The organism is Capnocytophaga gingivalis (assembly GCF_002302415.1).
In the GTDB taxonomy this organism is placed as follows: Bacteria; Bacteroidota; Bacteroidia; order Flavobacteriales; family Flavobacteriaceae; genus Capnocytophaga; species Capnocytophaga gingivalis.
Map to the genome: position 1 here is coordinate 1440067 of NZ_CP022386.1, position 24723 is coordinate 1464789.

The 24723-nt window shown below is 42.3% G+C and carries 23 protein-coding genes, 1 tRNA gene and 1 pseudogene; 12 read left to right on the plus strand and 13 right to left on the minus strand.

Going from position 1 to position 24723, the window contains the following annotated elements; translation table 11 throughout:
• Positions 1 to 7: 7 nt before the first annotated feature.
• Positions 8 to 1510 carry a leucine-rich repeat domain-containing protein gene (locus CGC50_RS06765; RefSeq protein WP_095910206.1) on the minus strand — a complete coding sequence of 501 codons (1503 nt, stop codon included), beginning with the start codon at positions 1508 to 1510 and terminating at the stop codon, positions 8 to 10.
• 22 nt (positions 1511 to 1532) lie between these two features.
• Complete coding sequence (locus CGC50_RS13870) at positions 1533 to 2558, minus strand: hypothetical protein (protein WP_198541598.1); 1026 nt, start codon at positions 2556 to 2558, stop codon at positions 1533 to 1535.
• A gap of 541 nt (positions 2559 to 3099) precedes the next feature.
• Between CGC50_RS13870 and CGC50_RS06775 the strand changes: the two genes are divergently transcribed.
• Positions 3100 to 3678 (plus strand): hypothetical protein, encoded by a 579-nt coding sequence (locus CGC50_RS06775; RefSeq protein WP_095910207.1) that lies wholly within the window; start codon positions 3100 to 3102, stop codon positions 3676 to 3678.
• A gap of 38 nt (positions 3679 to 3716) precedes the next feature.
• On the opposite strand, the gene CGC50_RS06780 is transcribed toward CGC50_RS06775, so the two are convergent.
• From CGC50_RS06780 to CGC50_RS06795, 4 genes are all read right to left on the minus strand, one after another.
• Positions 3717 to 4007, minus strand: coding sequence for an ATP-dependent Clp protease adaptor ClpS (locus tag CGC50_RS06780; RefSeq protein ID WP_002666618.1), 291 nt, complete (start codon positions 4005 to 4007; stop codon positions 3717 to 3719).
• Between the two features lie 2 nt (positions 4008 to 4009).
• Positions 4010 to 4771 carry a ribonuclease III family protein gene (locus tag CGC50_RS06785; protein WP_095910208.1) on the minus strand — a complete coding sequence of 254 codons (762 nt, stop codon included), beginning with the start codon at positions 4769 to 4771 and terminating at the stop codon, positions 4010 to 4012.
• Entirely contained in the window at positions 4772 to 6022 is a 1251-nt protein-coding gene (gene fabF / locus CGC50_RS06790) for a beta-ketoacyl-ACP synthase II (RefSeq protein WP_095911314.1), read from the minus strand.
• A gap of 92 nt (positions 6023 to 6114) precedes the next feature.
• Positions 6115 to 6351 (minus strand): acyl carrier protein, encoded by a 237-nt coding sequence (locus CGC50_RS06795; RefSeq protein ID WP_095910209.1) that lies wholly within the window; start codon positions 6349 to 6351, stop codon positions 6115 to 6117.
• 275 nt (positions 6352 to 6626) lie between these two features.
• Here CGC50_RS06795 and CGC50_RS06800 point away from each other — a divergent pair, with 275 nt between their 5' ends.
• Positions 6627 to 7733 carry a TlpA disulfide reductase family protein gene (locus CGC50_RS06800; RefSeq protein WP_095910210.1) on the plus strand — a complete coding sequence of 369 codons (1107 nt, stop codon included), beginning with the start codon at positions 6627 to 6629 and terminating at the stop codon, positions 7731 to 7733.
• Complete coding sequence (locus CGC50_RS06805; protein ID WP_198541599.1) at positions 7733 to 7957, plus strand: uroporphyrinogen decarboxylase; 225 nt, start codon at positions 7733 to 7735, stop codon at positions 7955 to 7957. The genes CGC50_RS06800 and CGC50_RS06805 overlap by 1 nt, the downstream gene beginning before the upstream one ends.
• Here CGC50_RS06805 and CGC50_RS06810 read toward each other — a convergent pair.
• Together CGC50_RS06810 and CGC50_RS06815 are read right to left on the minus strand one after the other, a co-directional pair.
• Positions 7951 to 8862, minus strand: coding sequence for an LpxL/LpxP family acyltransferase (locus tag CGC50_RS06810; RefSeq protein WP_095910211.1), 912 nt, complete (start codon positions 8860 to 8862; stop codon positions 7951 to 7953). The genes CGC50_RS06805 and CGC50_RS06810 overlap by 7 nt on opposite strands.
• On the minus strand, positions 8852 to 9100 hold the full coding sequence (locus CGC50_RS06815; RefSeq protein ID WP_095910212.1) for an acyl carrier protein: 249 nt from the start codon (positions 9098 to 9100) through the stop codon (positions 8852 to 8854). Before CGC50_RS06815 ends, CGC50_RS06810 begins: the two co-directional genes overlap by 11 nt.
• Before the next feature lie 263 nt (positions 9101 to 9363).
• On the opposite strand from CGC50_RS06815, the gene CGC50_RS06820 reads away from it, so the two are divergent.
• A tRNA-Asp gene (locus CGC50_RS06820) sits at positions 9364 to 9437 on the plus strand.
• A gap of 232 nt (positions 9438 to 9669) precedes the next feature.
• Positions 9670 to 10038 (plus strand): four helix bundle protein, encoded by a 369-nt coding sequence (locus CGC50_RS06825; protein WP_095910213.1) that lies wholly within the window; start codon positions 9670 to 9672, stop codon positions 10036 to 10038.
• 23 nt (positions 10039 to 10061) lie between these two features.
• On the opposite strand, the gene terL is transcribed toward CGC50_RS06825, so the two are convergent.
• The gene (gene terL, locus CGC50_RS06830) at positions 10062 to 11828 is read right to left on the minus strand and encodes a phage terminase large subunit (protein WP_095910214.1); all 1767 of its coding nucleotides are present in this window, start codon (positions 11826 to 11828) and stop codon (positions 10062 to 10064) included.
• A gap of 842 nt (positions 11829 to 12670) precedes the next feature.
• Between terL and CGC50_RS06835 the strand changes: the two genes are divergently transcribed.
• A complete protein-coding gene (locus CGC50_RS06835; RefSeq protein ID WP_095910215.1) occupies positions 12671 to 13060 on the plus strand; it encodes a hypothetical protein in 390 nt (129 codons plus the stop codon).
• Here CGC50_RS06835 and CGC50_RS06840 read toward each other — a convergent pair whose 3' ends face one another.
• Positions 13061 to 15448, minus strand: a complete 2388-nt coding sequence (locus CGC50_RS06840; RefSeq protein WP_095910216.1) for a heavy metal translocating P-type ATPase — start codon at positions 15446 to 15448, stop codon at positions 13061 to 13063.
• Position 15449: 1 nt separating this feature from the next.
• Positions 15450 to 15653: a heavy-metal-associated domain-containing protein gene (locus CGC50_RS06845; protein WP_002666458.1), complete on the minus strand. Its 204-nt coding sequence runs from the start codon at positions 15651 to 15653 to the stop codon at positions 15450 to 15452.
• A gap of 322 nt (positions 15654 to 15975) precedes the next feature.
• Here CGC50_RS06845 and CGC50_RS06855 point away from each other — a divergent pair, with 322 nt between their 5' ends.
• The 5 genes and pseudogenes from CGC50_RS06855 to CGC50_RS06870 all read left to right on the plus strand — a co-directional run bounded on the left by CGC50_RS06855 (position 15976) and on the right by CGC50_RS06870 (position 23216).
• Positions 15976 to 17733, plus strand: coding sequence for an ATP-binding protein (locus CGC50_RS06855; protein WP_095910217.1), 1758 nt, complete (start codon positions 15976 to 15978; stop codon positions 17731 to 17733).
• 547 nt (positions 17734 to 18280) lie between these two features.
• On the plus strand, positions 18281 to 18427 hold the full coding sequence (locus CGC50_RS14085; protein WP_157909436.1) for a restriction endonuclease subunit S domain-containing protein: 147 nt from the start codon (positions 18281 to 18283) through the stop codon (positions 18425 to 18427).
• Positions 18409 to 19017 (plus strand): annotated as a pseudogene (locus tag CGC50_RS06860) (type I restriction endonuclease subunit R, EcoR124 family); the annotation flags it as partial. The gene CGC50_RS14085 and the pseudogene CGC50_RS06860, both read left to right, overlap by 19 nt.
• A gap of 270 nt (positions 19018 to 19287) precedes the next feature.
• Positions 19288 to 20373 (plus strand): bifunctional 3-deoxy-7-phosphoheptulonate synthase/chorismate mutase type II, encoded by a 1086-nt coding sequence (locus CGC50_RS06865; RefSeq protein WP_095910218.1) that lies wholly within the window; start codon positions 19288 to 19290, stop codon positions 20371 to 20373.
• A gap of 2 nt (positions 20374 to 20375) precedes the next feature.
• Positions 20376 to 23216, plus strand: a complete 2841-nt coding sequence (locus tag CGC50_RS06870) for a DEAD/DEAH box helicase (RefSeq protein ID WP_095910219.1) — start codon at positions 20376 to 20378, stop codon at positions 23214 to 23216.
• A gap of 26 nt (positions 23217 to 23242) precedes the next feature.
• On the opposite strand, the gene CGC50_RS06875 is transcribed toward CGC50_RS06870, so the two are convergent.
• Together CGC50_RS06875 and panD are read right to left on the minus strand one after the other, a co-directional pair.
• Positions 23243 to 23686 (minus strand): tellurite resistance TerB family protein, encoded by a 444-nt coding sequence (locus CGC50_RS06875; protein ID WP_040359554.1) that lies wholly within the window; start codon positions 23684 to 23686, stop codon positions 23243 to 23245.
• Between the two features lie 93 nt (positions 23687 to 23779).
• Positions 23780 to 24148, minus strand: coding sequence for an aspartate 1-decarboxylase (gene panD / locus CGC50_RS06880; RefSeq protein WP_002666691.1), 369 nt, complete (start codon positions 24146 to 24148; stop codon positions 23780 to 23782).
• A 92-nt stretch (positions 24149 to 24240) separates the two neighbouring features.
• Between panD and CGC50_RS06885 the strand changes: the two genes are divergently transcribed.
• Entirely contained in the window at positions 24241 to 24666 is a 426-nt protein-coding gene (locus CGC50_RS06885) for a hypothetical protein (RefSeq protein WP_095910220.1), read from the plus strand.
• Positions 24667 to 24723 lie beyond the last annotated feature (57 nt).

Below are 24723 nucleotides of genomic sequence, written 5' to 3' on the forward strand. Positions count from 1 at the left end.
TTGTTACTTAAGGCTTAGTGGCCACATATACGCCAAGAACACTTTTGTAGTTAACTTCACTTCCAGCTGGAACAAAAGCTGTCACCTTTCCTGTATCTTCAAAAATACGACCTTTAGGTGTATAAGGAGGATTTTCTGAATTAAAAGTAACTTTTGTTAATTGCTTATTATTATAGAAAGCAGCAGCTACAATCTGCACTACATTCTCAGGAATTACAAGCGTTGTCAGATTACAATACATGAATGCTCCCTCTCCTATAACCTTGAGTCCTTTCGGAAAGACAATTGAAGTTAGGTTAGTTTGCCCATAAAATGCTTGATCTCCAATAGTTGTAACATTCTTTAGTATAGGGTCTGCCTCCATATCAAGAGTTGTAGTGGAGCGATTTTTCCAAAATTTCAAAGTCTTTCCATCAGGGCTTAGGTCATAATCATTGGAGTGTCCTGAGTGTCCTGACTGTGCTTGACCTTCACTTGCGGTGAGGCTCATATAGGTAGTAGGCCAGCCAGTGGCTGTTTTTGGACCATACAATCGTTTGTTTTGAGTATCTATATACCAATCACCTTCATTACCTCTGCTATTAGCAGGTGCTCCTATGCCTCCATATATTTTAGAACCATCCTTTCCATCTCTACCATTAGTACCTGGGGTACCTTGAACTCCTTGGGCTTTCACTCCTGTATCTGTAGTACCTACAAACCAATTACCATTCCCTCCTATATGAGGAGATACTCCATTAGCTCCTGGGGTGCCTGGTATACCTTGAGTTCCTTGCGCTTTCACTCCTGTATCCGTAGTACCTACAAACCAATTACCATTCCCTCCTATATGAGGAGATACTCCATTAGTTCCTGGGGTACCAGGTATACCTTGAGCTCCTTGCGCTTTCACTCCTGTATCCGTAGTACCTACAAACCAATTACCATTCCCTCCTATATGAGGAGATACTCCATTAGTTCCTGGGTTATTTTGTCCATTTTGCCCACCTACCTCGCTTTGAGGTCTCTGCGCTTTGACTCCTAAATCAATATTCCCTACAAACCAGTTGCCATTATCTCCTATATGAGGAGTTAGACCATCTACTCCTGGGGCGCCTTGAGCTTTCACTCCTAAATCGGTATCTCCTACAAACCAATTGCCATTTTCCCCTATACGAGGAGTTAGACCATTAGTACCTGGTGATCCTTTTGCTTTTACCCCTAAATCAGTATCCCCTACATACCAATTCCCATTCTCTCCTATACGAGGAGTTTGGCCGTTAGCCCCTGGAGTACCCTTAAGGCTTAGGGGAAGTCCCCAACCACTTTTGGACTTGGCACCATATAAGTTAGCATTGGTAAGGTCAAGATAATAATCCCCTTCCTCTCCGAGTGTTGCCTCAGGTATCCCTGTCCCCGAAAGAATTTTATTACCTTTTTGTACTTCTATTCGTTCTACGATAGTCTCTTTACGACAACCTATCGTAACAACCCCTGCTATTAGGGCTAATGAAATAATTAGTTTCTTCATTGATAATTATTCAGATTATTGATTATACTTTTATTATTGTATAGTAAAATTCTATATCTTCATTTTTTGTAGTATCCCATTTTTCAATAGTGTGTCTTCCCTTTAGTGAGATTGTAGGAAGTCTTTTTGCTAATTCTACATCTCCATCCCATCTCAAATCTCCTATACGAGATGCTCCCGCTTCCATAGAGAATGGAGCTGTAGCCCCTCCTGATATTTGTTTATAGCTTTTATCATTTGTTACAAAAACACAAAATCCAACTTGTACATTCTTAAATCTTTCTTTTATTCGTTCTATACGTTCTATATCCTTCCAAAAAGAATATTTCCCTATATTTTGAGCACCTTGCTTTTTTAATCTTATATTCGAACATTCTTCTCCAAATCTGTTAAGTTTTCCTTCTTCTTTCTCTGTTTTATACTTGAGTTCTATAGGAATATATTTTCCGTTTTCTTCTACCACGATATCTATTCTAACATCAGCTGAAGACTTACTATCCGGATATAGCTCTTTAGTTGGTAAAGAATATTCTAAGAATACATTATTATAATACCCTTTACTTTTCAAGAAAAGAGCTAAATTCACTTGTAAATCGCGCTCATTATAAAATAATTTAGTATTTTTGCTTAGAAACTCTTCTATATGGAATCTTACACTTAACAGGTATTCGATTACCTTACGTCCAAACCAGTCCGTATTCCACCCTTTTTCATAAGGAATATTATATTTTTCAGCTATTGTACGTAGACCTTCTTTAGTATCTCCTTCAAATCTTTCTCCACAGATAATTGCGCCATTAGCATCTATATACACAATATAGTTATCATTGGCAATCGCTGGAGCATCACTGCTTATTCCTTCCATTAATTTTTTGCCAAACTGACGAGTAGTCCAGTTAGTGTTATACTCAAAGCCTTGCTCTTCGGCTATTTTACGTAAGGCACCTTTAGTATTGCCATATCTGTTATAGACTCCTATAGAATCGTCTTCATAACGTGCTACAATATAATCCTCTGTAGTAGCTACTTGTTTGATTTGTTTAGCCATAAATTTTTATTATTCAAATTATCAATTCTCTTATCCCAAAAAATATAGCATTCTTTCTACTATATCAGATCTTTTTATTCAATTGTTAATTATCAATCGTACAATTAACATACAGTTACAATCCCAAAATTCTAAATAAGAACTACCTCTTATAAGACAAATCTTTACCATTCACAAAAATACAACTTTTTTTGTATTTTTGCAAGTGTTTTTTTGATAATTTTTTTATAATTACAACATATTTAAATTAGAATCCAATCGGCAACCTCATTGAAAGACAAGAGCATCAGTCATACCTCTCTTTAATCCTTACAGATATTGGTTATTAGTCATCGATCTATATTCTTCATTCTTGATTTATCTTGGGAGTATCTTCGTGAACAATCTGTTTGTTAGGGTTGTATAACTTAGGGGAATAATGTACTTTTGTTCCTTAAAAAAGAGTATTCCTGAGCATGAGATATCCAATAAACAATGACTGTAATCAAACACATAGGGCTATACTCAAAAAATCCTTGATAAGGAGCTAAAGATAAAAAACATGAGCAGACAGTTAAATTTTTATGCTACAGATGCTGATAGAAAAATCATAGCAGCTATATTGCGTGAACATTTTGGAGAAATGATAGAAGTTCCCTCTCCGAAAGATAGCCTACACCTATTTGAAGATACCATAGATAAAAAACTTTACCTCCTAACGGATACGGAAGGTAAAGAACATATTACCTATAGGGAGCATACTTATCATGACCTAAGGAAAGCCCTTGTATTGGATGAATATAACAGTTCTATATTAGAATATTCTACAGCTTTCAAAAGTCCCTCAGGAGCCTATGTAAGTGGACGTTTTTACACTTGTACGAATCATAAAGATTTTTCGGCAAAAGTAGCAAAATTCTTTACCAAACTTAAAAAGGTATTTATCTACCTGAAGCCTCAAAGACTTTATATTTCAAAAAACATAGACTTGGATAGCGCCTTATTCCTCTTGTCCAATAGAATTGTTAAGCTTAGCATAGATGGCACAAAGGAAGTCATACAGGATGTAAAAAAGACTTCTAAAAAAGCTCCCTCTGTAAAAGTGATTCCTGACAAAATGAATATCTTTAACAAGAAATAAGTTTTCTACAATAATACTACCCTTATACTTGATACTTTTTATCTCGGTAGTATCTCAGCGGTGAGTCCTGCTTGGGTGAGCTTGCTACAGCGGGGAAGGAGGTCTTCGTAAGAGCCTTCTTTTACGGGGCATTTGCCAGAGAAGTGAACCAATACCGCACATTGTTCAGCCTGCTCGTAGGTATGGTCACATATTTCTATAAGAAGCTCTATCACATAATCGAAGGTATTGTAGTCATCGTTGTAGAGCATGATTTGGTAGTTATCGGCTTGCTGGGTGAGGAGCTCTTCTTGGCTCTCTTTTTGGGGAGTAGGTTGTGTCTGTGGCATAGCTATTGTTTTTTTCCTTTGTTATTCTTCTTACTGCTTTTTTTCTTATCTCCAGCACGGAAGAAAGCACGCTTGGCAGCGCGTTCTTCAGCCTTTTTCTTGGAGGTATCATGTGCTTTAGCAAATACCTTATCATTGATCATCACCTTGGCTTGGAAGTACTTGGTACGTCCCTTATAGGTAGGATCTTCTTCGGAGACAAAAGCAATAGTTTTGTGGTACTTTTGAGCCCATTCGACCATGAGAGACTTATAACTGATGACCTTGTTCTCTAGATCGCGCATGCTCAGGTTGGTATCTATGAGTATACGATGGATAAATTCGGTAGCTTTGCTATACCCTCTATCCAAGTAGATAGCTCCCACGAGCGCCTCCAACAAGTTCCCCGCAATATTGCCACTGAGGAGGGTACGCTTATCGGCAAGGAGATATTCCCTCAGGCGAAGGTCTTCACCTATTTGATTAAGATTCTCGCGCCTTACCATACGAGTGCGCATTTTGGTCAGGTCGCCCTCATTCTTATCAGGAGCCTGTAGGAAGACAAAGTGAGCGATGACCGCTCCGAGGATGGCATCGCCAAGGAACTCCAAGCGCTCATAGCTGATATGAGGTTGGGCACTATCGGTACGTACTGTGCCGAGGGTAAAAGCCTCTTCGTAGTAATGAATCTCCTTAGGAGGGAAGCCCAGAAGTTGCTCCATCTTATCAAAAAAAATCCCGTCTTTTTTTTTAAAACGGGATAAGAATTTATGAAAGATATTCATCTAATCTATTTTTTTAAATAGCACACATGCATTATGTCCTCCAAAACCAAAAGTATTACTCATAGCGACATTGACTGTACGTTTTTGCGCTTTGTTAAAAGTGAAGTTGAGTTTTTGATCGATATTTTCGTCTGGATTCACGAAGTTAATCGTAGGAGGAATTGTTTGGTGTTCTATAGCTAGTACGGAAGCGATGGCTTCAACAGCGCCTGCTGCTCCGAGTAAGTGTCCTGTCATGGACTTAGTAGAGTTAAGGTTAATTTGGTAAGCATGCTCTCCAAATACCTCTTTCACCGCCTTCGTTTCAGCTATATCTCCTAGAGGTGTAGAGGTACCATGTAGGTTGATAGCATCTACCTCTTCGAGAGAGACCTTAGCATCGGCAAGGCAGTTAAGCATTACGGCCTTGGCGCCCACTCCGTCAGGATGTGGGGCAGTGAGGTGATAAGCGTCGGCAGAGAGACCTCCTCCGGCGAGTTCACAATATATCTTAGCGCCGCGAGCCTTGGCATGTTCGTATTCTTCTAAGATAAGAGCTCCAGCTCCTTCGCCGAGGACAAATCCATCACGAGTGACATCATAAGGGCGGGAAGCTGTTTTATACTCATCATTACGAGTAGAGAGTGCGTGTAGGGCATTGAATCCTCCGATACCAGACTCATTGACAGCTGCTTCAGATCCTCCAGTGACAATGACATCGGCATAGCCCAGGCGGATATAGTTTAGTGCATCAATCAGCGCATTAGCCGAAGAGGCACAAGCAGAGACTGTAGTGAAGTTAGGACCACGGAGCCCATGACGGATAGAGATCATACCAGGAGCGATATCGGCGATCATCTTAGGGATAAAGAAAGGATTGAAGCGCGGTGTTCCGTCGCCCTTGCTAAAGGCGAGCACTTCCTCTTGGAAGGTCATCAGCCCGCCAATACCAGCACCCCAGATAACCCCGATGCGGTCTTTGTTTTCTTTTTCTAAGTCAAGAGATGAGTTCTTGATAGCTTCATCAGAAGCGACGATCGCCATTTGGGTAAAACGGTCCATCTTGCGCACCTCTTTTTTATCAATAAAATCGGTAGGCTCGAAGCCCTTCACCTCACAGGCGAATTGAGTTTTGAACTTAGAAGCATCGAAATGAGTGATAAGGTTCGCCCCACTCACACCCTTGAGTAGGCCATCCCAATAAGCTTCCAAAGTATTACCAATAGGAGTAATGGCTCCTAATCCGGTTACAACTACACGTCTTGTTTGCATACTAATTGAGGTTTTTCCATTAAAGTTTGTAGTCCCTACATATACCAAACGGGGAGTTGCCTCCCCGTAGAGCATTTTTCAAGCGAGTAATGCTATTGTTTATTATCTTCAATATACTTAATAGCTTGTCCCACGGTTGAGATGTTTTCAGCTTGGTCATCAGGGATCTGGATGTCAAATTCTTTTTCGAATTCCATGATCAATTCCACAGTATCCAAGGAATCAGCTCCCAAATCATTGGTGAAACTTGCCTCAGGTACTACTTCGGTTTCATCAACTCCGAGCTTATCCACGATAATAGCTTTTACTCTTGATGCGATGTCTGACATAACTTTAAATTTTAATTTAACTCGTTGCAAAAGTACTAAAGTTTTTTTTATTACACACTACTTTGTTGAAAAAAAAGCGTTTTATTCAGTTAAATACTTGTTTATCAAGATTTTAAATTTAGTTTTTTAGCTGTTTTAGCTGTAAAAAATTATTAATTCTTTGTGAAAAAACTATGTAGAATCATTTCATTTAAGCGGATAATTCCTTTTTTTGCTTGCAAAGGCATGAAAAATGAAAAAAAATTTATACATTTGCCCATTATTATTTATCGCTTATGAGATTTCTTTTTCTTACCCTTTCCCTACTGAGTTTTGGGAGAGGACACAGTCAAAACTTCACTATAGATGGGAATGTGAGCAGTCCATACGAAGGGAAAATATACCTATGGTATGGAGACAAGGTAGACAGTACCACGGTGGTGAACAAAGAGTTTCGCTTCAGCGGTGAGGTAGGCTACCCTACGAAAGCTTCCCTTTCGGTAAGTCGTAAGTTCAAGGACACAGGATTCTTTGTTCTGGAGGCGAGCAATCTTTCGGTGGACATAGCCATAGAGAATCGCCACCAAGTATATATCAAGAGTCTCAATGGGAGCCCTTCGTTGACACAAGTAAAGGACTTTTTAGTATATAAGTACAAGAATGCGAGCCTCTCGAACCTTCCAGAGCTGCTGGTGGCACGCCTGGAGACCATTATCAAGCAGAACCCCAAGAGCCAGTTTGCCGGCATGCTCCTCTCGGAACTTATCACCGATAGAGAGATTCCCTATAAGCAAGCCCAAAGACTGTATAACCTTTTGGACAAGAAGACCCAAGACAAGGAAGATCTTGAGAAGATGGATGTGCTTCTGGGGGCTATGAGCAGAACCCAAGTAGGCAGCCAACTCCCCGATATTTCCTTTGAAACAGAGAAAGGCACTCCAGAGAAACTCTCTTCTGTGAGAAAGAAATACACCTTGGTACTCTTCACTGCCTCGGACTGCATCCCCTGTGTGGAGAACGACCGCCAGTTCGCCAACCTATATAAGGAATATCACCGCTCCCATGGTTTTACCATCTACTCGGTATACCTCGATGGAGAGCGCAACACTTGGCTGGATCACATCCACCGAGAAGGGGTGCGCTGGAGTGCTACCATTGCTCCTAAGAAATTCAAGGACGAGACCCTGAAATCCTTAGGAATCACCGAGATACCCTCGAACTTTCTCATAGATGAGAATGGAAAAATCTTGGCTGTGAACATCACTCCCAAGGGAGTACACCGTGGACTCGATCCCGAGGCAGCAGCCTACGTGCCCGTGCCTAAGAAAGACAAAAAAGGCGCCAAGAAGAATCCACCTTTGAAACCAGTGAACAAGAATAAGAACACTAAAAAAAGAAAATAATGATAGATCCTCAGTACATTGGCTATTTTGCCTCTGTATGTATTGTCCTTAGCTTCGTGATGAAGAAGGTACAACACATTCGTCTTATCAACCTTGTAGGTTGTTTATGCTTTGTCATCTATGGGCTTATGAATACACCCCAACTATGGCCAGTGATTATTCCCAATGCCCTGATATGTATGGTACAGGTATATTACTTATGGATTAAGAAAGAGGCTCAGTGAGCCTCTTTTTTTTCGTTCCAGAAATCAAAATAGTTAAACCACTGAAGGGGATACTTGTGGATCATCTGCTCCATATTGAGAGTAAAAGCCTCCAACAAAGCCTGAGGATCTCGGCTCTTGACCTGCGCCATACGGGCATATAAGTGATAGTGTAAGCCCTTTTCCTTCATCACATAGACAAAAATAACAGGGACTCCCAAGCGAGAGGCAATCAAAAAAGGCCCTGCGGGGAAGAGTGTTTCCTTTCCCAAAAAAGAGGCCGTCAGGTGCTTAGTGCCCTCGAAATAGCGATCGCCCGTAAAACAGATAATCCCATTGTCCTGAAGCACCTGATGTATCTCAAAAATATGAGACATATCCTCCTTGACAAAGATAAACTTAGGGGTATACTCCTTGAGAGAGACACTCTCAAGATACTCCTTGATGGCTGAGCGCTCCATATCGGTAGTGACCGTATGTATCTGACACTCTACATCTATTTCCCTAAAGAAAGGTTCGGCAACCTCGAAATTGCCTATATGAGCAGAGATGAGTACGCCCCCCTTGTGCAATGCTAAGAGCTTATGTAGCTGCTCCCGACCATCGAACTCATAGGTAAAGCGATGGCGGAGGTTGGAGAAAATAGCGATTTTGTCAATAATTGTTTGCCCAAAGACATAATAATTTCGGTATACTGACACCCCGGCTCTAAGCGGGGTATAGCCTAAGCGATGGCGGAAATAACGGTACAGATAGCCATTGGACGTCCACTGAGAGAGGAAATAATAAAGAGCCACAAAGACAAGCAAGAGATACGCTGAGCGTACCCCCAAGTGCTTGATAAGGAATACAAATATCCTATATCCTAAGACATTGCCCTTGGACTTGCCTTGCCATTTGGTTTTGGAGGTCTCTTTACTTTCCATTGATTTTTTGCTCTAAGGTCGCATAGAAGTCCTCAAAAGTAACTATAGATTTGAAATCGGCTTCTACGAGCTTCACGCCAAACTTTTCTTCTATGACCACCACTAAGTCTACATAGTCTAAGCTATCCAAACCGAGGGACTCTCGGAAGTCATTCGCGGGCTGAATTTTGCTACCCTCGACTTCAAATTCTTCTACTAAAACCTCATTGATTGTTTTAATAATTTCGTCTCTTTTCATTGTATGTATTTTGAGGTGCAAAAATAAGCATTTTTTAGCAGATACGAAAACAAAAACCGCCTTCCTCGTTTTTCTTTCCTCTGAAGGGATACCTCACCGGAGAAAAAAGTACCCTTTTTAGGTGATTTTTATCTCAATTTCTCAGATAAATGTATTTTAAAATACTTGATAATCAATCAATTAAAAAATAATTGATATTTTTTTAAAAAAACTATTGTTAGAATAAAAAAATGTTGTATCTTTGCACCGCAAAACAAAAGCGAGGTCTGGTAGTTCAGCTGGTTAGAATACATGCCTGTCACGCATGGGGTCGCGGGTTCGAGTCCCGTCCAGACCGCTAAAAATTTAGTTGTGTTGTTTTGTGTAATATTTGGTTTTACACAGGTTTATCTAAACCAATGAAAGGCTTTCCTTTGGAAGGCTTTTTTTATTTTAGGTAATAGATAATAGGTAAGAGGTAATAGGGATGTCTTATTCATGTTCTAAAATGGTTGATGATAAAAATATCTATCTTATTAGCAAATAGTCTTAAAAATAATTCGTATATTTGTCTTTGAAAATAAAAAGACATGAGCAAAAGTATTGTAAGAGATAAATCTAAGAAATTTGCTATACGAATTGTTCGATTATACAAATATCTGACTCAAGAAAAAAACGAGTTTGTTATCGCTAAACAACTTCTACGCTCTGGAACAAGTATTGGTGCTAATCTCGCAGAACAAGAATTCGCTGTCTCTGAAGCTGATTACCTGAATAAAACCAGTATCTCCTTAAAAGAATGTGCAGAAACTGCTTATTGGCTTGAACTACTTTATGAGGCCAATTATATCTCCTTAAAAGAGTATGAGAACATCCAAAAGGATTGTTCCGAAATTATTAAAATCCTCATTGCTATCGTAAAAAATCTGAAAACGAAAAAACTTAAATCAGATAAATAGGTAATAGGGGTCTTGTCCTTCGCTTACCATTGCAATAGTTCCGAGAGGGGAACTTTTCTCTTGGGTTGTCGGCATTCTATAGCACCGGTGAGGGCATCGGGTGCATCGTCATGGGCGTTGCCTCCGGTGCGTAGATAGCCTATTAGGTCGTGCGCAAAGGCAGGAAAGCGCTCCTTCCAGTCCATAGGCATAAGGGTCATGCGCTGCACCGAGGTGGAGCAGGCAAAGATACGTGCGGCCTTGTTCTCCCGCTGGTGAAAGGGGAGAAAGCGGGTGAGGGTGTTGCCCATATTGCGGGAGAGTTCTTCTATATTCTGAGAGAAATAATGACCGCCGTTGTTACTCTCTATATGACAACGCTCCACCTGATGGCGCATGAGTAGGTCTGAGAGCAGGCACTCGGTACGCTCCATGGGTTCCTGAGTGTAGAGCACCTCAAGGATATAGTTCCCCTCATCGGCCTCCTTGTAGATCAGTGCACAGAGGTAGTCGTTGCCCGAGTCGGCTACATCGATATACGCCACCACAGGAGCATATACAGGGGCAGACTCATATACGGCAAACTCCTGATAGAGCAGTCCCTCACTTGGCTGAGGGTTCTGCTGGTATAGGCTCTCGAAGACCTGAGGGTTGCGCTCCTTGAGCGAGAGGAGCTTAGGGAGGTCATGGCGCTGGGGCCATAGTGGGGCGCCCATCTCCCGAGGGTCCTTGGGCGAAGGCGGGACGTTCTGTATAGCAGGGAAGGAAATGACCTGCCACCCTAAGGGATTGTTCAGGGCATCGTAGTGTCCTTCCTGCTCGAGCAAGCGCCCGGCAAGGTCGTCCTCATGCCAGCGTGTAAAGACTAAGAGTTGCTGGCTATCGTTGTGCAAGCGCGTAGTGGCCACCGTATCGTACCAGTCGGCTATATTTTGACGAATGGTAGGCGACCACGCGCTGAGGGCATCCTTGTAGAGGTCGTCCATGATGAGCACATCCACCGGTTCTCCAGTGAGGGCACCACCTACCCCGAGAGTCTTGAAGCTCCCACGGTGACCTACTATCTCACACTCATCGGCATTGCGGGCATAGGCACGGTGGTTGCTCCTCATCCCTTGTGGAGCACCCCCTGCGAGGAAGGTTTGTGGAAACAACTGTTGGTAGCTTTCCTCCTGTAGGATGCGCTGCAACTCACGGTTGAACTTGCGTGCCTTGGTGGTATTGTACGAGACAATAGCAATACGGCACTCAGGGTTGCGCCCGAGCAAAAAAGCTGGAAGACGGCGGGTAGCACCTTCGCTCTTGCCATGTTGTGGGGGCATGGTGATCATCAGCTTCTGGATGCGCCCCATGGCAAACTCGGTGAGTTGGCGGTAGTAGGAGTGGTGGAAAGCCGCTGGAGCAAAGTAAGGAAGGGTATACTGGGTAAAAGCCAAGAGATCCTTCTGGGCAAGTGCCTTTTTGATAAGCCCCTTCTTCACGGTGGGTTTTGCTATAGGAATACGGGTAGGAGGTGATTCCTCGGCGGAGAGGACAATACCCTCGGCATCGGCGTCGTCCACCTCTTCTTCCTCATCCAAGATTTCCTCAAAGGGATTATCACCCTCCTCGAGCGCCTCGTGGGTGTGCTGGAGGTCTTGGGCGATGATTTCAGCGGCTTTCTGAGCGGGTTTGTCCCAGCCTTCCCACTTGCCGAGGGTAGTGAGTGCGGAGATACGTTCGCGTACAGAGGGATAGATGGTTTTTTCTCCTTGAGGGATGGCATCGCCCTTGGCGATTTCCCAGAGAATGGATTCAGCTTGTTTTTTCAAGATTTTAGGTTTTAGTAGTTAGTAGGTTAGAGACATAAGGAAGAATATAGAGGGGGCGATTTGCAAATCGCCCCTACACGTATGTTATCTGTATGTTGCCCTTTGTTCTTCAATTATTTTGCGGCAAAGGTACGATATCACAGGAGGGAAAGTCAAGGGAAGAAGGCAGCAGAAATGAGAAGAGAAATGATCAATGATTAATTTAAGTTTCGCAAGTTGTATAACTTATTGATTTTCAAAAACCTCCCCCCTGTCCCCCTCCAAAGGGGGAATGAGATAGTTTATGATTCTCAATGAGTTATAGAGAGAAAATTTTACGTATTGACAAACAGTTTTTGCCTTTTCAACGCATCCCACATACCCAGCTGTGAGCACTCGCTGGCTTTCCCCCTCTCAGAGGGGATAGTCCGTGAATACTTGGAACGGAGTATGTGAGGGGAGGTTTTATTTGTAATATATTGATTTACAAATATTTATAATCTTAATTATACTCTAAAAACGACTTGCGAAACTTAAATGATTAATTTTTAATGGTTAATGATTAATGGTTAAAATGTATAAGGCTTCGAAAATCAGAAATATTTATCTTCTCTATTACTTTTAAATATACTTTTGTGATTTTTATTAAAACCAATATTTTACTTTTTTAATTTCAAACATACGATTGAAAAATTTCATTATATTTATAAATATAATATTGTTGATAAATTTTTATCATTTTTCGTTTGCTTGCGTGAAATTATTTTATATTTTTGCAGTGTATTCTAAGAATGTAAAACCACTTAGTGTGTTTGGGATCGAAGAGTATTTGGTATTTGTTGTGTATTTTAAACATCAATCCTATGATATTATGTAGAAACATTTTCCCCTTATCACGTATCTCTGTATCGATAAATGATCAAAAAATAAGCCTTGCTCCTGGAGGACGTGTAGAAATACCTTTGGAGGAGAGCGATCACTATGTCATAGAGATAGTATCCCCTCTGCTGCTTAAGAAGAATAGTAAGACAGTGAGCGATCTACACGAAAATTCTGTCATAGAAATAAGAACCTCCCTACCAGATAGTTACTACTTACTGATGGGAGGTGTATCGTTGGTTATCTGTGTTTTATTCTTTCTCCAAATGGTATCTGCTATTATCTTCGGTATGGTACTACTCCTCTATATATTTCCTATAGTGTATCATACCTTTGTCAAAGCAGATGAGTATTTTTCCATTTGTGTGAGGTAACTATTTCCTTTTCCCTAATCGCAATGCATTGGCAATTACACTCACAGAGCTAAAGCTCATTGCCAAAGCACCAAGCATGGGAGAGAGCAGTATCCCAAAAAAAGGATAGAGTACTCCGGCGGCGATGGGTATCCCCAGAGCGTTGTACACCAAGGCGAAAAAGAGGTTTTCTCGTATATTCTTCACCACGGCCTCACTGAGCTTCTTTGCCTTGACAATGCCGCTGAGCTGCCCCTTAACCAAAGTGAGCTGGGCACTCTCTATGGCGATATCGGTACCTGTTCCCATGGCAATTCCCACATCGGCTTGTGCCAAGGCAGGCGCATCGTTGATCCCATCACCGGCCATGGCTACGACCTTCCCTTGTTGTTGGAAGAGCTTGACTTGCTGTTGCTTATCCTCGGGGAGCATACCCGCCTTGTAGTGGGTAATGCCGATCTGCTGGGCTACTGCCTGAGCGGTAATAGGATTGTCACCTGTGAGCATAACCACGGTAACTCCCTGCTCTTGTAAGTCCTTGACCGCTTGGGCGGCGTTATCTTTGATCTTGTCCGCTATGGCTACCGCTGCGACGACTTCTTTCTCTATGGCGAGGAAAGAGAGTGTCTGTCCTTGGCGCTGTGCCTGAGCCACTTGGCTAAGCTGTTCCTCGCTCAGGGAGGCACCTATCTCCTGCATCAATCGGTCATTACCGAAGTAGTAGTGCTTACCCTCATAGGAAGCCACTACGCCACGCCCTGCTAAGGCCTTGAAATCGGTCATAGGCAAGGGAGTCACTCCATGTTCGACCGCATAGGCATTGGTAGCCTTAGCCAAAGGGTGTTCGCTGGCTTTATTGACCCCATAGAGAATCGGCCATAATGTCTGCTCATCATACCCTGCCCAAGGGATGAGTGCCCTGAGACTGGGTTTGCCCTCGGTAAGAGTACCTGTCTTATCTACAATGAGGGTATCCACCTGCTTCATACGCTCCAAGGCCTCCGCATTCTTGATAAGGATTCCCTGACGTGCCCCCTGAGAGACCCCTACCATCACCGATACTGGTGTGGCCAAGCCCAAGGCACAAGGACAAGCGATAATCAGCACCGATATGGCATTGACCAAGGCATACTCCCAAGCATGTTCCTTGGCAAAGACCGCCCAGAGAATGAAAGTCAGCACCGATATGGCTATGACAGTGGGGACAAAATAAGAGGCGATACGGTCGGCCAATTTCTGTATAGGTGCACGACTGGTGGAAGCCTGCTGTACCATGGTAACAATTTGGGAAAGCAGTGTATCGCTACCCACCTTATCGGCTTGCATGACAAAGGCCTGAGCGCCATTGATCGTACCGGCAGAAACTGCTGCTCCTACCTGCTTCTCTACCGGTAGAGGCTCTCCTGTAATCATACTCTCATCGATGGTAGCCTCCCCTATGGTGATACGGCCATCTACAGGAATCTTAGCCCCGGGTCTTACCCTGAGTAGATCCCCCTTGACTACCTCCTCCACGGGCACCTCCACCTCGTGGTCTCCCACGAGCTTTATAGCTGTATTGGGCGCCAACTCGAGCAACATGCGTACGGCCTGTTGGGTACGGTTGTGCGCATTGGCCTCCAAGAGTTGGCCTAAGATGACCAAGGTCAAGATCACCGTAGTTGCCTCAAAGTAAAGCGGTACTGAACCATGTTCCTTGAACTGCTCCGGTAGGCTCTCAGGCACACAGAGTGCGACCACACTGAATAGCCAAGCGGCGGCAGCGCCTATGCCTATAAGGGTGAACATATTGAACCTTAAGGTCTTGATACTCACCCATGCTCGAGAAAAGTACGTCCATCCGAAATAGAAAACTACCGGCAGGGATAGGGCAAACTGTACCCAGTTCCAATAGCTCAGTGGCATGAGCTTATACATAGGATTGTCATGCCACATCCCCCCCATGGCGATGATGAAGATAGGCAGGGTAAAAGCCACTGCTCCCCAGAATTGGCGGCGTAGCTCTTGGCGCTTGTGATCCTCCTGATTGCCCTGCTTGAGGCTTTGGGCAGAGACCTCTTCGACCAAGTCCATCCCACAAACAGGACAATGGCCAGGATGGTCGTAGGTCTTGTTTCCCTCACAGCGCATCGGGCAGTAATATACCCCTGTCCCCTTGTGGGTAGAGGCTTGAGGCTTAGCAGCAGAAGTAGCCTCCTCCAAGGAGGTTACCAAGGTGTAATGAGTACCCTCCAAGGCGGTTTTAAGCGTTTCAAAAGGCACATGTTGGCTCATCTCCACTACAGCGGTTTTCTCCTTAGCATTGGCCACGACCTTGCTGACACCCTCTATAGCCTCCAGACTCTTTTTGACGGTCATCTCGCAGCCGCTACAACTCATGCCCTTTACATAATAGGTGTGTGTCATCATGTCAGTCTTTTTTAATAGTGTAATCAGTACCTTCTAAGGCTTTTTGGAGTGCTGGCAAAGACACTTCCTCTTTGGATTCTACAAAGGCCTTTTGCGCGTTAAAATCTACTTTAACGGCAGTAACGCCTGCTACTTTAGACAATCTTTGTTCTACGGTGGTTGCACACCCAGTGCAGCCCATTCCTTTGATAGTATATACTTGCATGATATTAATTTTAGCACCCTTTTTATTTGCAAATATTGTGCCAAGTTAATGATCAATGTTCAATGATTAATGTTTAATGTTCAATGATTAATGATTAATGTTCTTAAAAATTGCTTGACAAATGGCCGTTATTTTTGTACCTTTGCCCTTCTAATCTAACACCTATGTAGAAGCAAAGGACACCCGGTAGGTGATAGATATTGAGCAACTCAATGCCGAAGTAGCACAAACCATAGTGCGGATTAATGAGCTGAGGGGTGATATTGAGGAGATTATTAGAGAAATAGAGGGGTAATTTTGGTATTACTAAAAAGAAGAAATAATGAGTAGATTTACGATAGAACAACTAAAATTCTTAAAAGAGTCAGAAGATAAAGTAGAGTTTAAGAGAGCTGAGCAAGGGAATTTAGCTTATGATGGAGGTAATAGAACTAAGTCAAATGAACGAAGAAGATGTATCCTTGGTTATGTTACTGCACTTTGTAATGAAGGAGGTGGTTCTTTGGTAATCGGTATGAGTGATAGTTATCCACATAAAGTAGTGGGAACTAAGCAGAATGAAGGAGCTATAGGTGAATTAGAAAGCAATATTTACAGAGATACCTCTATCCGCCCTCATATCTACGAACTTTATGAGAATGAAAGTTCAAAAACAGGACGTGTGCTTGTGATAGAGGTGCCTGCTCGCCCTATTGGGCAACTTTTCAAATTTGAAGATGTCGCTCTAATGCGAGTAGGAGAAGAGCTAATACCAATGTCTAACGAGGTAATGCTTAGTATATTACAAGAACAAGATCCCGATTTCTCTTCTACAATAAGTGAGGAACTTACTATAGAGGATTTAGACAAGGAGGCTATTAGAATACTTAAACAGAAATACGCAACCAAACAGAAAAATCCAAATTTTCTTACACTACCCGATGTTCAAGTACTAAGTGATTTACAGCTGATAAAAGATGAAAAAGTAACTTTAGCTGCCCTTATACTTTTGGGTAAGAAGGAAAAAATCAAGGAAATACTACCTCAGGCTTCTGTTATATTGGAGTATAGAAAATCTGAAAATCTGATCCCTTATGATAACCGACAGGTGTATTGTGAACCTTTTTACAAGATGATAGATGCCCTTTGGCATGATATCAACCTGAGAAATGATAAAATTGATATTGTTGAACATTCATACATTTTCAATATTCCTTTTTTTAATGAGGAAGTAATCCGTGAAGCTATCAATAATGCTATTGCCCATCGTGATTATAGACGTACCAGTGAAGTAGTTATCAAGCAATATCCACAAAAGATGGTTATTATGAATGCAGGAGGGTTCCCCTCAGGCGTAAATCTTGATAATTTGCTCAGGGTACAGAGTACCCCAAGAAATAGACTACTTGCTGATGTATTGGCAAAGACTGGTATCGTAGAGAGATCAGGACAAGGGGTTGATAAGATTTTTAAAAATACTTTATCAGAAGGGAAGGATGCGCCTGACTATACACATAGCGATCCTTTCCGAGTAGAATTACATCTCTCGGCTACTATAAAAGACAAAGCTTTTGCTATGTTTCTAAACTCTGAACAGAGGGATTTGCCTGAGGAAGAGCGACTTTCTGTTTTTGAGGTAATTGCCCTAAACAAAATAAGACAAGGAGACTCTCAACAAGTAGCTAAGGAAATGATAGACAAATTACTAAATCGTGGTTTGATAGAGAAGCGAGGAAAAACAAGAGGAGTCTATTATATATTGGCTAAAAGTTATTATGAAATTTCAGGGAAGGAAGGAGAATATTCACAAAAAAATGATTGGGATATCAATCAAGTTACCTCTGTTATAATGCCTCACTTAGCAAAGTTTGAAAAAGCAAAGATGAAAGATTTTGCAAAATTATTAGAGGGGCATCTAACCTATAGACAGGTGAGAACCATTATTGATAAGTTGGTTGATTTACAACATCTGATTAAGGAAGGAGAAGGGGCTGCAACTACCTATAGAATTGCTGAAAAATATATAGAAAACTCAGCTTTAATGGTACGAGCACTTAATTTAGGAATGGAAGAGATGAAAAAGAGAGGAGAGATAGAATAATTTTAAAATGTCTAATTTCTGTCTAATATTATATGATTTATAAATGTTATAACATTTTTTATTCGACATAAAACGCTGATTATAAACGATTTAAAAATGTCTAATTTTTGTCTAATTATTTATTCCTTAGAAAATTTATGAGGCCTATGGAAGATAAGAGATAATGGAAGGATAGAATGATTTTAGAAATATTCCCTACGCTGGTGCATTTCTTGCAGCTCGTACCTATTATAATCAGAGCTTGTAGCTCTTTTTGAATTGTCAAGAAAATCTTAACAGTTCAAAAAGAAGGTAACCAAGAAGTTAGGCAACAATATTAGAAGAAAGTGGTATGTCGGAAATTCCGACATACCACTCAAAAAGTTTAAAAGCATTAGAGAAAAACACAGCTAAACTATTGAAAACGAAACACAAATAACAACCTACGACACAAGAACCTAAAATATTCCCTTATATAGAAAGCCTCCTGCAAGGCGCTGAAGTAGTATGGAAACCGCTGGGAGGGGTAGCAGAATTAATCACTACTGGAAAATTAAACGCTAATGCAATGGAAGAAAATGGTATTTATCCATTTTTTACTTGTAATGAAAATCCTTACAAGATAAATGCTTATGCTTTTGATATGGAAGCAATATTAATTTCTGGAAATGGCAGTCAAGTAGGACACATTAATAGGTACTCAAAGACCGATTAGTGCAAGATTATAAATCTACTTATAACGATATACGTGATTGGGTAAGCAAGGAACGTGAGAACGCAGCGCAAGAAAAACAGTTAATTGACTGGGAAGAGGTGGTTTTTGAAGTAGATTTGCTCAAATCTCAAGAAATAGATCTTGATTACATCCTCGAACTCATCTTAGAACACCACAAAAAGAACAAAAACAAAGAGGCTTTAGTAGAGGAAGTGCGTCGCATCATCCGTGCCAGCATAGGCAACCGTGCCAAAGAAAGCCTTATAGTAGATTTTATCAACGAAACTAATTTAGATACTATTGACGACAAACCGACTATCATAGCAGCGTTCTTCACTTATGCCCAAGAGCGACAAAAAGCAGAAGCGGCTGAGCTAATCGCGGAAGAAAACCTGAATGAGGAGGCGGCTAAACGATATATACAGCTTTCTCTAAAACGCGAATATGCTAGCGAAAACGGCACTGACCTCAATAGTATTTTGCCAAAAATGAGCCCGCTAAATCCACAATATCGAACCAAAAAACAAAATGTCCTTCGCAAAATAGCTGCTTTTGTAGAGAAATACAAAGGCGTAGGAGGAGAACTGTAAATAGAGAGCGGAGATAAGGGGACAGTAAGCAAGAGGTAGTGAATATTAACAATTACCCATTGACAATTAATCATTGTTTTTGTACCTTTGCGTCTTTTAAAAATACACATTGCTGCTTTGTGAATGGATTAAGCAATTTTTACCCTCTCATAAGCAAGGCAAAATTTTAATTATAATCTATTGATTATCAATATAAAAATACTGCTAAGCAATTTTTGAGGGGAAATAAGCAATTTTTTAATATTCCTAAAACCTAAACCCTAAAAAATAATGGAAATTACCAAAGCAAACCGAAAATGGTTAGATAACCTACAACTCCCTCACCCTGTAGTGATTGCAGGTCCTTGTAGTGCCGAGACAGAAGAACAAGTCCTTAAAATCGCCCATGCGCTGAAAGATACCGACGTTACTTACTACCGTGCTGGTATCTGGAAACCTCGTACCCGCCCTGGTATGTTCGAGGGAGTAGGTGCTTTAGGACTCAAGTGGCTGGAACGTGTCAAGAGGGAAACAGGTATGAAGACCGCTACCGAGGTAGCCAACAAAGACCATGTACGATTGGCCTTGGAACACGATATAGACCTGCTCTGGATCGGTGCTCGCTCCACAGTGAGCCCCTTCATCGTGCAGGAAATCGCTGACGAACTCAAGGGTACTGACAAGGTTGTCCTTGTCAAAAACCCTGTAAACCCCGACTTAGCCCTCTGGATAGGCGCTATTGAGCGACTCCTGAGAGCTGATATCCAAAACTTAGGGGTTATCCACCGCGGTTTCTCTACCTATGAGAAAACCAAATACCGCAATATCCCCGAATGGCAATTGGTCATAGAGCTGCAAAATAAGTTCCCTGACCTCCCGCTGATCTGCGACCCTTCCCATATCACGGGCAAGCGAGAGTTGATCTTCGATGTCTCTCAGACAGCCCTTGACCTGAACTTCAACGGCCTGATGATAGAAACCCACTGCACCCCCGATGAGGCTTGGAGCGATGCGGCACAACAGGTTACTCCCCAGCGATTAGTGCAGATAATGAATGACTTACGTATACGAAAAACCTCTACTTCCGAAGAGGACTATGTAAGCCAGCTCAATGGGTTGCGCTCTCGTATCGATATCTTAGACGACCAACTCTTAGACTTGCTTAAAAAGCGTATGGACATATCCGATGAGATCGGGCTGCTCAAGAAAATCAACAATGTAGCTATCCTACAGAACCAGCGCTGGCATGAAATACTCGGCAAGGTGATCTTGGATGGAGAACAGCTCGGACTCAATGAGGAGTTTATCATACAACTCTTCAAAGTTATCCACCAAGAATCCATCAACCGACAAGAGAAAATAGTAAAAGCAAAATAAGCATGTACCGCCTTTTTTTTGATTTTTCTTTTCACCCTGATTTTCAATTATACTTACCTCAAGCCCTCTTAGCTCAGCAGCGTAGCAGTAGCTGGTTTCTGCTCAAAAAGGCCTCGCCTGAGGTAATGAAGAATATCCCCATCCCTCTAAGAGCCTCCGAAAAGGAGGCTTTAGCCATTACTTACAGCCTACAACCTCATCTACTTGCACAGAAATACAACCCTAAGAATCTCCCCATCGAGGAACTCTTCAAGAACAAATCCCAAAAGAAATATATCCAAGAACAGATAGAGGAAAAAACCAATGCCCTTCTCTCCCTGATAGCCAAGGAAGCACTATGGCTTACTACCCATTGCCAAAAGGAACAACCTATAGAGCGGCAACTTATTGAGGTCTCCCCTAAGGAGCTACATACTGTATTGGAATTTGAGAAAACCCCAGAAGGGATCGCCTACCATTTGTTCCTCCTTGCAGAAGAAAAGCTCATCCCTGCTAAGCACCAAATCACACTGCTTAGTCAGAAGAAATCATGGATAGTTATCGACCAGAAGCTCACCCTCCTTGAAGATATTCCTGCACAGCTGCTCAAGCCTTTTCTGGGAAAAACTTCTGTGGAGATTCCCCAGAGGATGGTTCAAGAGTATTTTGACAAATTTCTCAAGGAAGTTCTCCAAAGGGTAGAGGTATGCTCTGTCGGCTTTGATATACTGACCAAGGACAGTCTGCAGGGCACCTCCCTTCACTTTGTCCACGACTTCCTTTCTGGGCAATACAAGCTCTATGTCGCCTTTGATTATGGCGGATATACCTTCTATAGTAACCAACGCAGGGCGCAACAGTCCCTCTTGGATATTACTCCTGAGGGAGATATTCATATACAACACTTTAGGAGAAACCCCATAGAAGAAGCGCGTAAAGTACAAATACTAAAAGACTTAGGACTACAAGAAGTAGAAGGGTTCTTTTGGGTGGATGATCCTTATCCCTTTGCTACTTACCTGCACCTATTGCCCTACAGAGAGGTCTTGGAAGCCCAAGGGCTACCCCTTGCTCCTATAGAAATTGAAGGGAAGCAAACCTATCTGCAACATTTTGATATTCAGCTCAATGAAACCACAGGGCAACAGGACTGGTTCGATGTAGATATCTGGATTACCCAAGGGGATTTCCGCTTGCCTTTTGCCTCCCTTATAAAAAACCTGAGGGAGAACAACCCCCTCTATCCCCTACCCGATGGCTCTTGGCTGGTGATTCCTAAGGAATGGTTTGCTCGGTATGAACGGCTGGCAAAGTTTGGCCAAGAACATCAGGGAAAAATACGCCTTGCCAGAAGCCACTATGCCCTCTTGGACACCCTTGCTGAGGCTAAGCCCAAGGAATGGGTCAGTGGCATTCACTATCAGCCATCACCACGCCTGAAAGCCTCCCTACGCCCCTACCAAAGGGAAGGCGTAGAATGGCTCTTGGAGCACTACCACAACCAGATGGGAGCTTGCCTTGCCGACGATATGGGGCTGGGGAAAACGCTCCAGATCCTGGCCATGCTCATTGCAGTACATGATACTTACCCCCTGAAGCAAACGGATTTTCCTACAGATATTTTCCAGTTAGGACAGATGCAACGCGAGCCCCTCAAGGCACTTATCGTGCTACCTTCGTCCTTGATTTTCAACTGGTATGAGGAGATCAAGCGCTTCACTCCTGATCTGAGGTGTACCCAGTACATAGGCAATGACCGGAAAACAAAGGTACGCCGCTTGCTCAACTATGATATCGTGCTAACCTCCTACCCTATCCTTACCCGAGATATTGCGCTCTTGGAGAAACATCTCTTCTCCTTCATCATCTTGGACGAAAGCCAGCGTATCAAGAACAAGAATTCACAGGTATTCAAGGCAATAGATAGGCTACAGGGAACCCACCGCTTTTCCCTCAGTGGTACCCCTATAGAGAATTCTCTAAGTGACCTATGGGCACAGATGCAGTTTATCAACCCCAATATATTGGGAACTTTCGCTCAGTTCAGCAAGTATTTCCTCCCCGAGATACAGAAGAAGCACAACCCTATTGCCTTAGAAGAGCTCAAGACAATTATCAATCCCTTCCTACTGAGACGTACCAAAGAGCAGGTACTACAGGACTTACCCGATATGGAAGAACAAATCATCTATTGTCCTATGAGTGACCTACAAGGGAAATGGTACGAACAGGAGAAGTCCAAGGTACGCAACGCCCTCCTACAGGTAGCCCCTCAGGGCAAGAATATTCATTCGCTAAACATGCTCATGCGTCTAAGACAGATCAGCAATCACCCCCAACTGGTGGATCCCAAGAGCGATATTCCCTCTGGGAAATATGAAGAGGTGGTCAGCTGCTTGGAACAGCTATTGTTATCTGCGCAGAAAGCGCTTATTTTTAGCAGTTTTACCTCTCACTTAGAAATATACCAAAGATGGTGTGACGAGCAGAAAATCAAGTATGCATTGCTCACAGGAGCCACAGCGCTACCCGATAGAAAAGTACAAGTGGAGCGGTTTCAGAAAGATAAAGAAGTACCCTTCTTCTTTATCTCGCTCAAGGCAGGAGAAGTAGGGCTGAACCTAACGGCAGCCTCGTATGTGCTTTTATTAGACCCTTGGTGGAATCCCTTTGCCGAGCGGCAGGCCATAGCCCGAGCCCATCGGTTGGGACAGGAACAGAAGGTCAATGTAATTCGGTTTGTAAGCCAACATACTTTAGAAGAGAAGATTATTCGGCTACAGCAGCACAAGAGGGAACTCTCCGAGCACATCATAGAAGAAGATACCCTGATGAAGGAAGAACTATTAGAATTACTTGAATAAAAAAGCGGCCAAGAGGCCGCTTTGTTTTAAACCTTATTCTTTATGAGCATTACTTCAATAATAGAAATGGCGGTTTTTTCTGGTACAGTTAGCAATTCAGCTAATTGGTTGATCATATCCTTTTCTTCTTCTTCTAAGATACCATCAGAAGTAGCGATATCTACTGCGCAAGCAAAAGCAGTAAGACGAAGTTCAGAAGGAAGACCTTGCACTGATTTTTCCACTAAGCTTCCTGGGCCTTCTTTCTTAAGAATACGGAAAAGCTTATCAAAAAGCTTATCAAAAGCAGAGCCAGTGTAGCTGTCATAGATACGAAGACGGTTCATGTAATTCACGATTTCGTCCCACTCTCCATGGCCTACGTTACCATCGGCTCCTGCCATAGCAAGAGCAATCCCTGCGAAGGATTCTTGTTCGTTTAGTTTCACTTCCTCGGTTACTCCTTGGAAGATCTTTCCGAATAAACTCATAAGTTTTAATTTTAAATATAGGGCAAAGATAAGAAAAAATCTGAACAAAAAAACTTTTATCCAAATTTTTTTTACAAATTAATGATACTGATATTAATTACTGTTGGTATTAATCATTAATCGGTTTGTTTGCTCATCAGGGAAGATGACAGTAGGTTGGAAGGTTTTGGCCTCTTCGAAATCCATAAGAGCATAGGAGATAATGATCACAATATCCCCCTTCTGTACCTTGCGAGCGGCAGGGCCATTGAGGGTAATGGTACCAGAGTTTCGCTCACCACGAATGATATATGTCTCGAAACGCTCGCCATTATTGACATTCACGATAGAGACCTTCTCACCTACGATGAGGTTGGCCGCTTCCAAAAGAGCTTCATCAATAGTGATGCTCCCTATATAATCCAAGTCTGCACCGGTTACTTTTACACGGTGGATTTTTGATTTTAATACTTCTATTTTCATGTGACAAAGGTAAAAAATATTTGGATAATTCTTCCGTTTTTCTTTGCTTTTTTGTATATTTGTCCTCTTGAACCTAACCAATATACTATCTTATGAGAAAGCTGCTATTTTTAGCCCTGCTAATAGTAGGCTGTAAGCCCTCCTATGTGACTGAGATTCCGCGTGATACGAATCTTCGCACAGGAATCCATCTAAAAGATCCTAAGCGAGTGGTCATCTTTGCCGAAGATGCCACCTACTATAAGTATGCACAGGAACACCCAGAGTATAAGGAAATTAAGGCACGCATCTCCTCCCTACTTCCTGCTGCTTCAGAGAGCTGTTTCTGCGGGATTACCCTACACGGAGGTATCATACGGATAGACGGGGAGAAATCGTGGATTATTGACACAGAGAAGCTGCCCTATATAGCTGCTTTGGTACTGTACAATGGCAAAGGAAAACCCGAGGTAGTACTCGATCCTAAGCAATACGAGAAGCGTCTTCGGCAGATGTGGGGCAGTAAGTCCACTTGGTAAAAGAGCTTCAATAAAAAATCTCTTCCCCTGTGGGGAAGAGACTTTCGTATTGTAAAA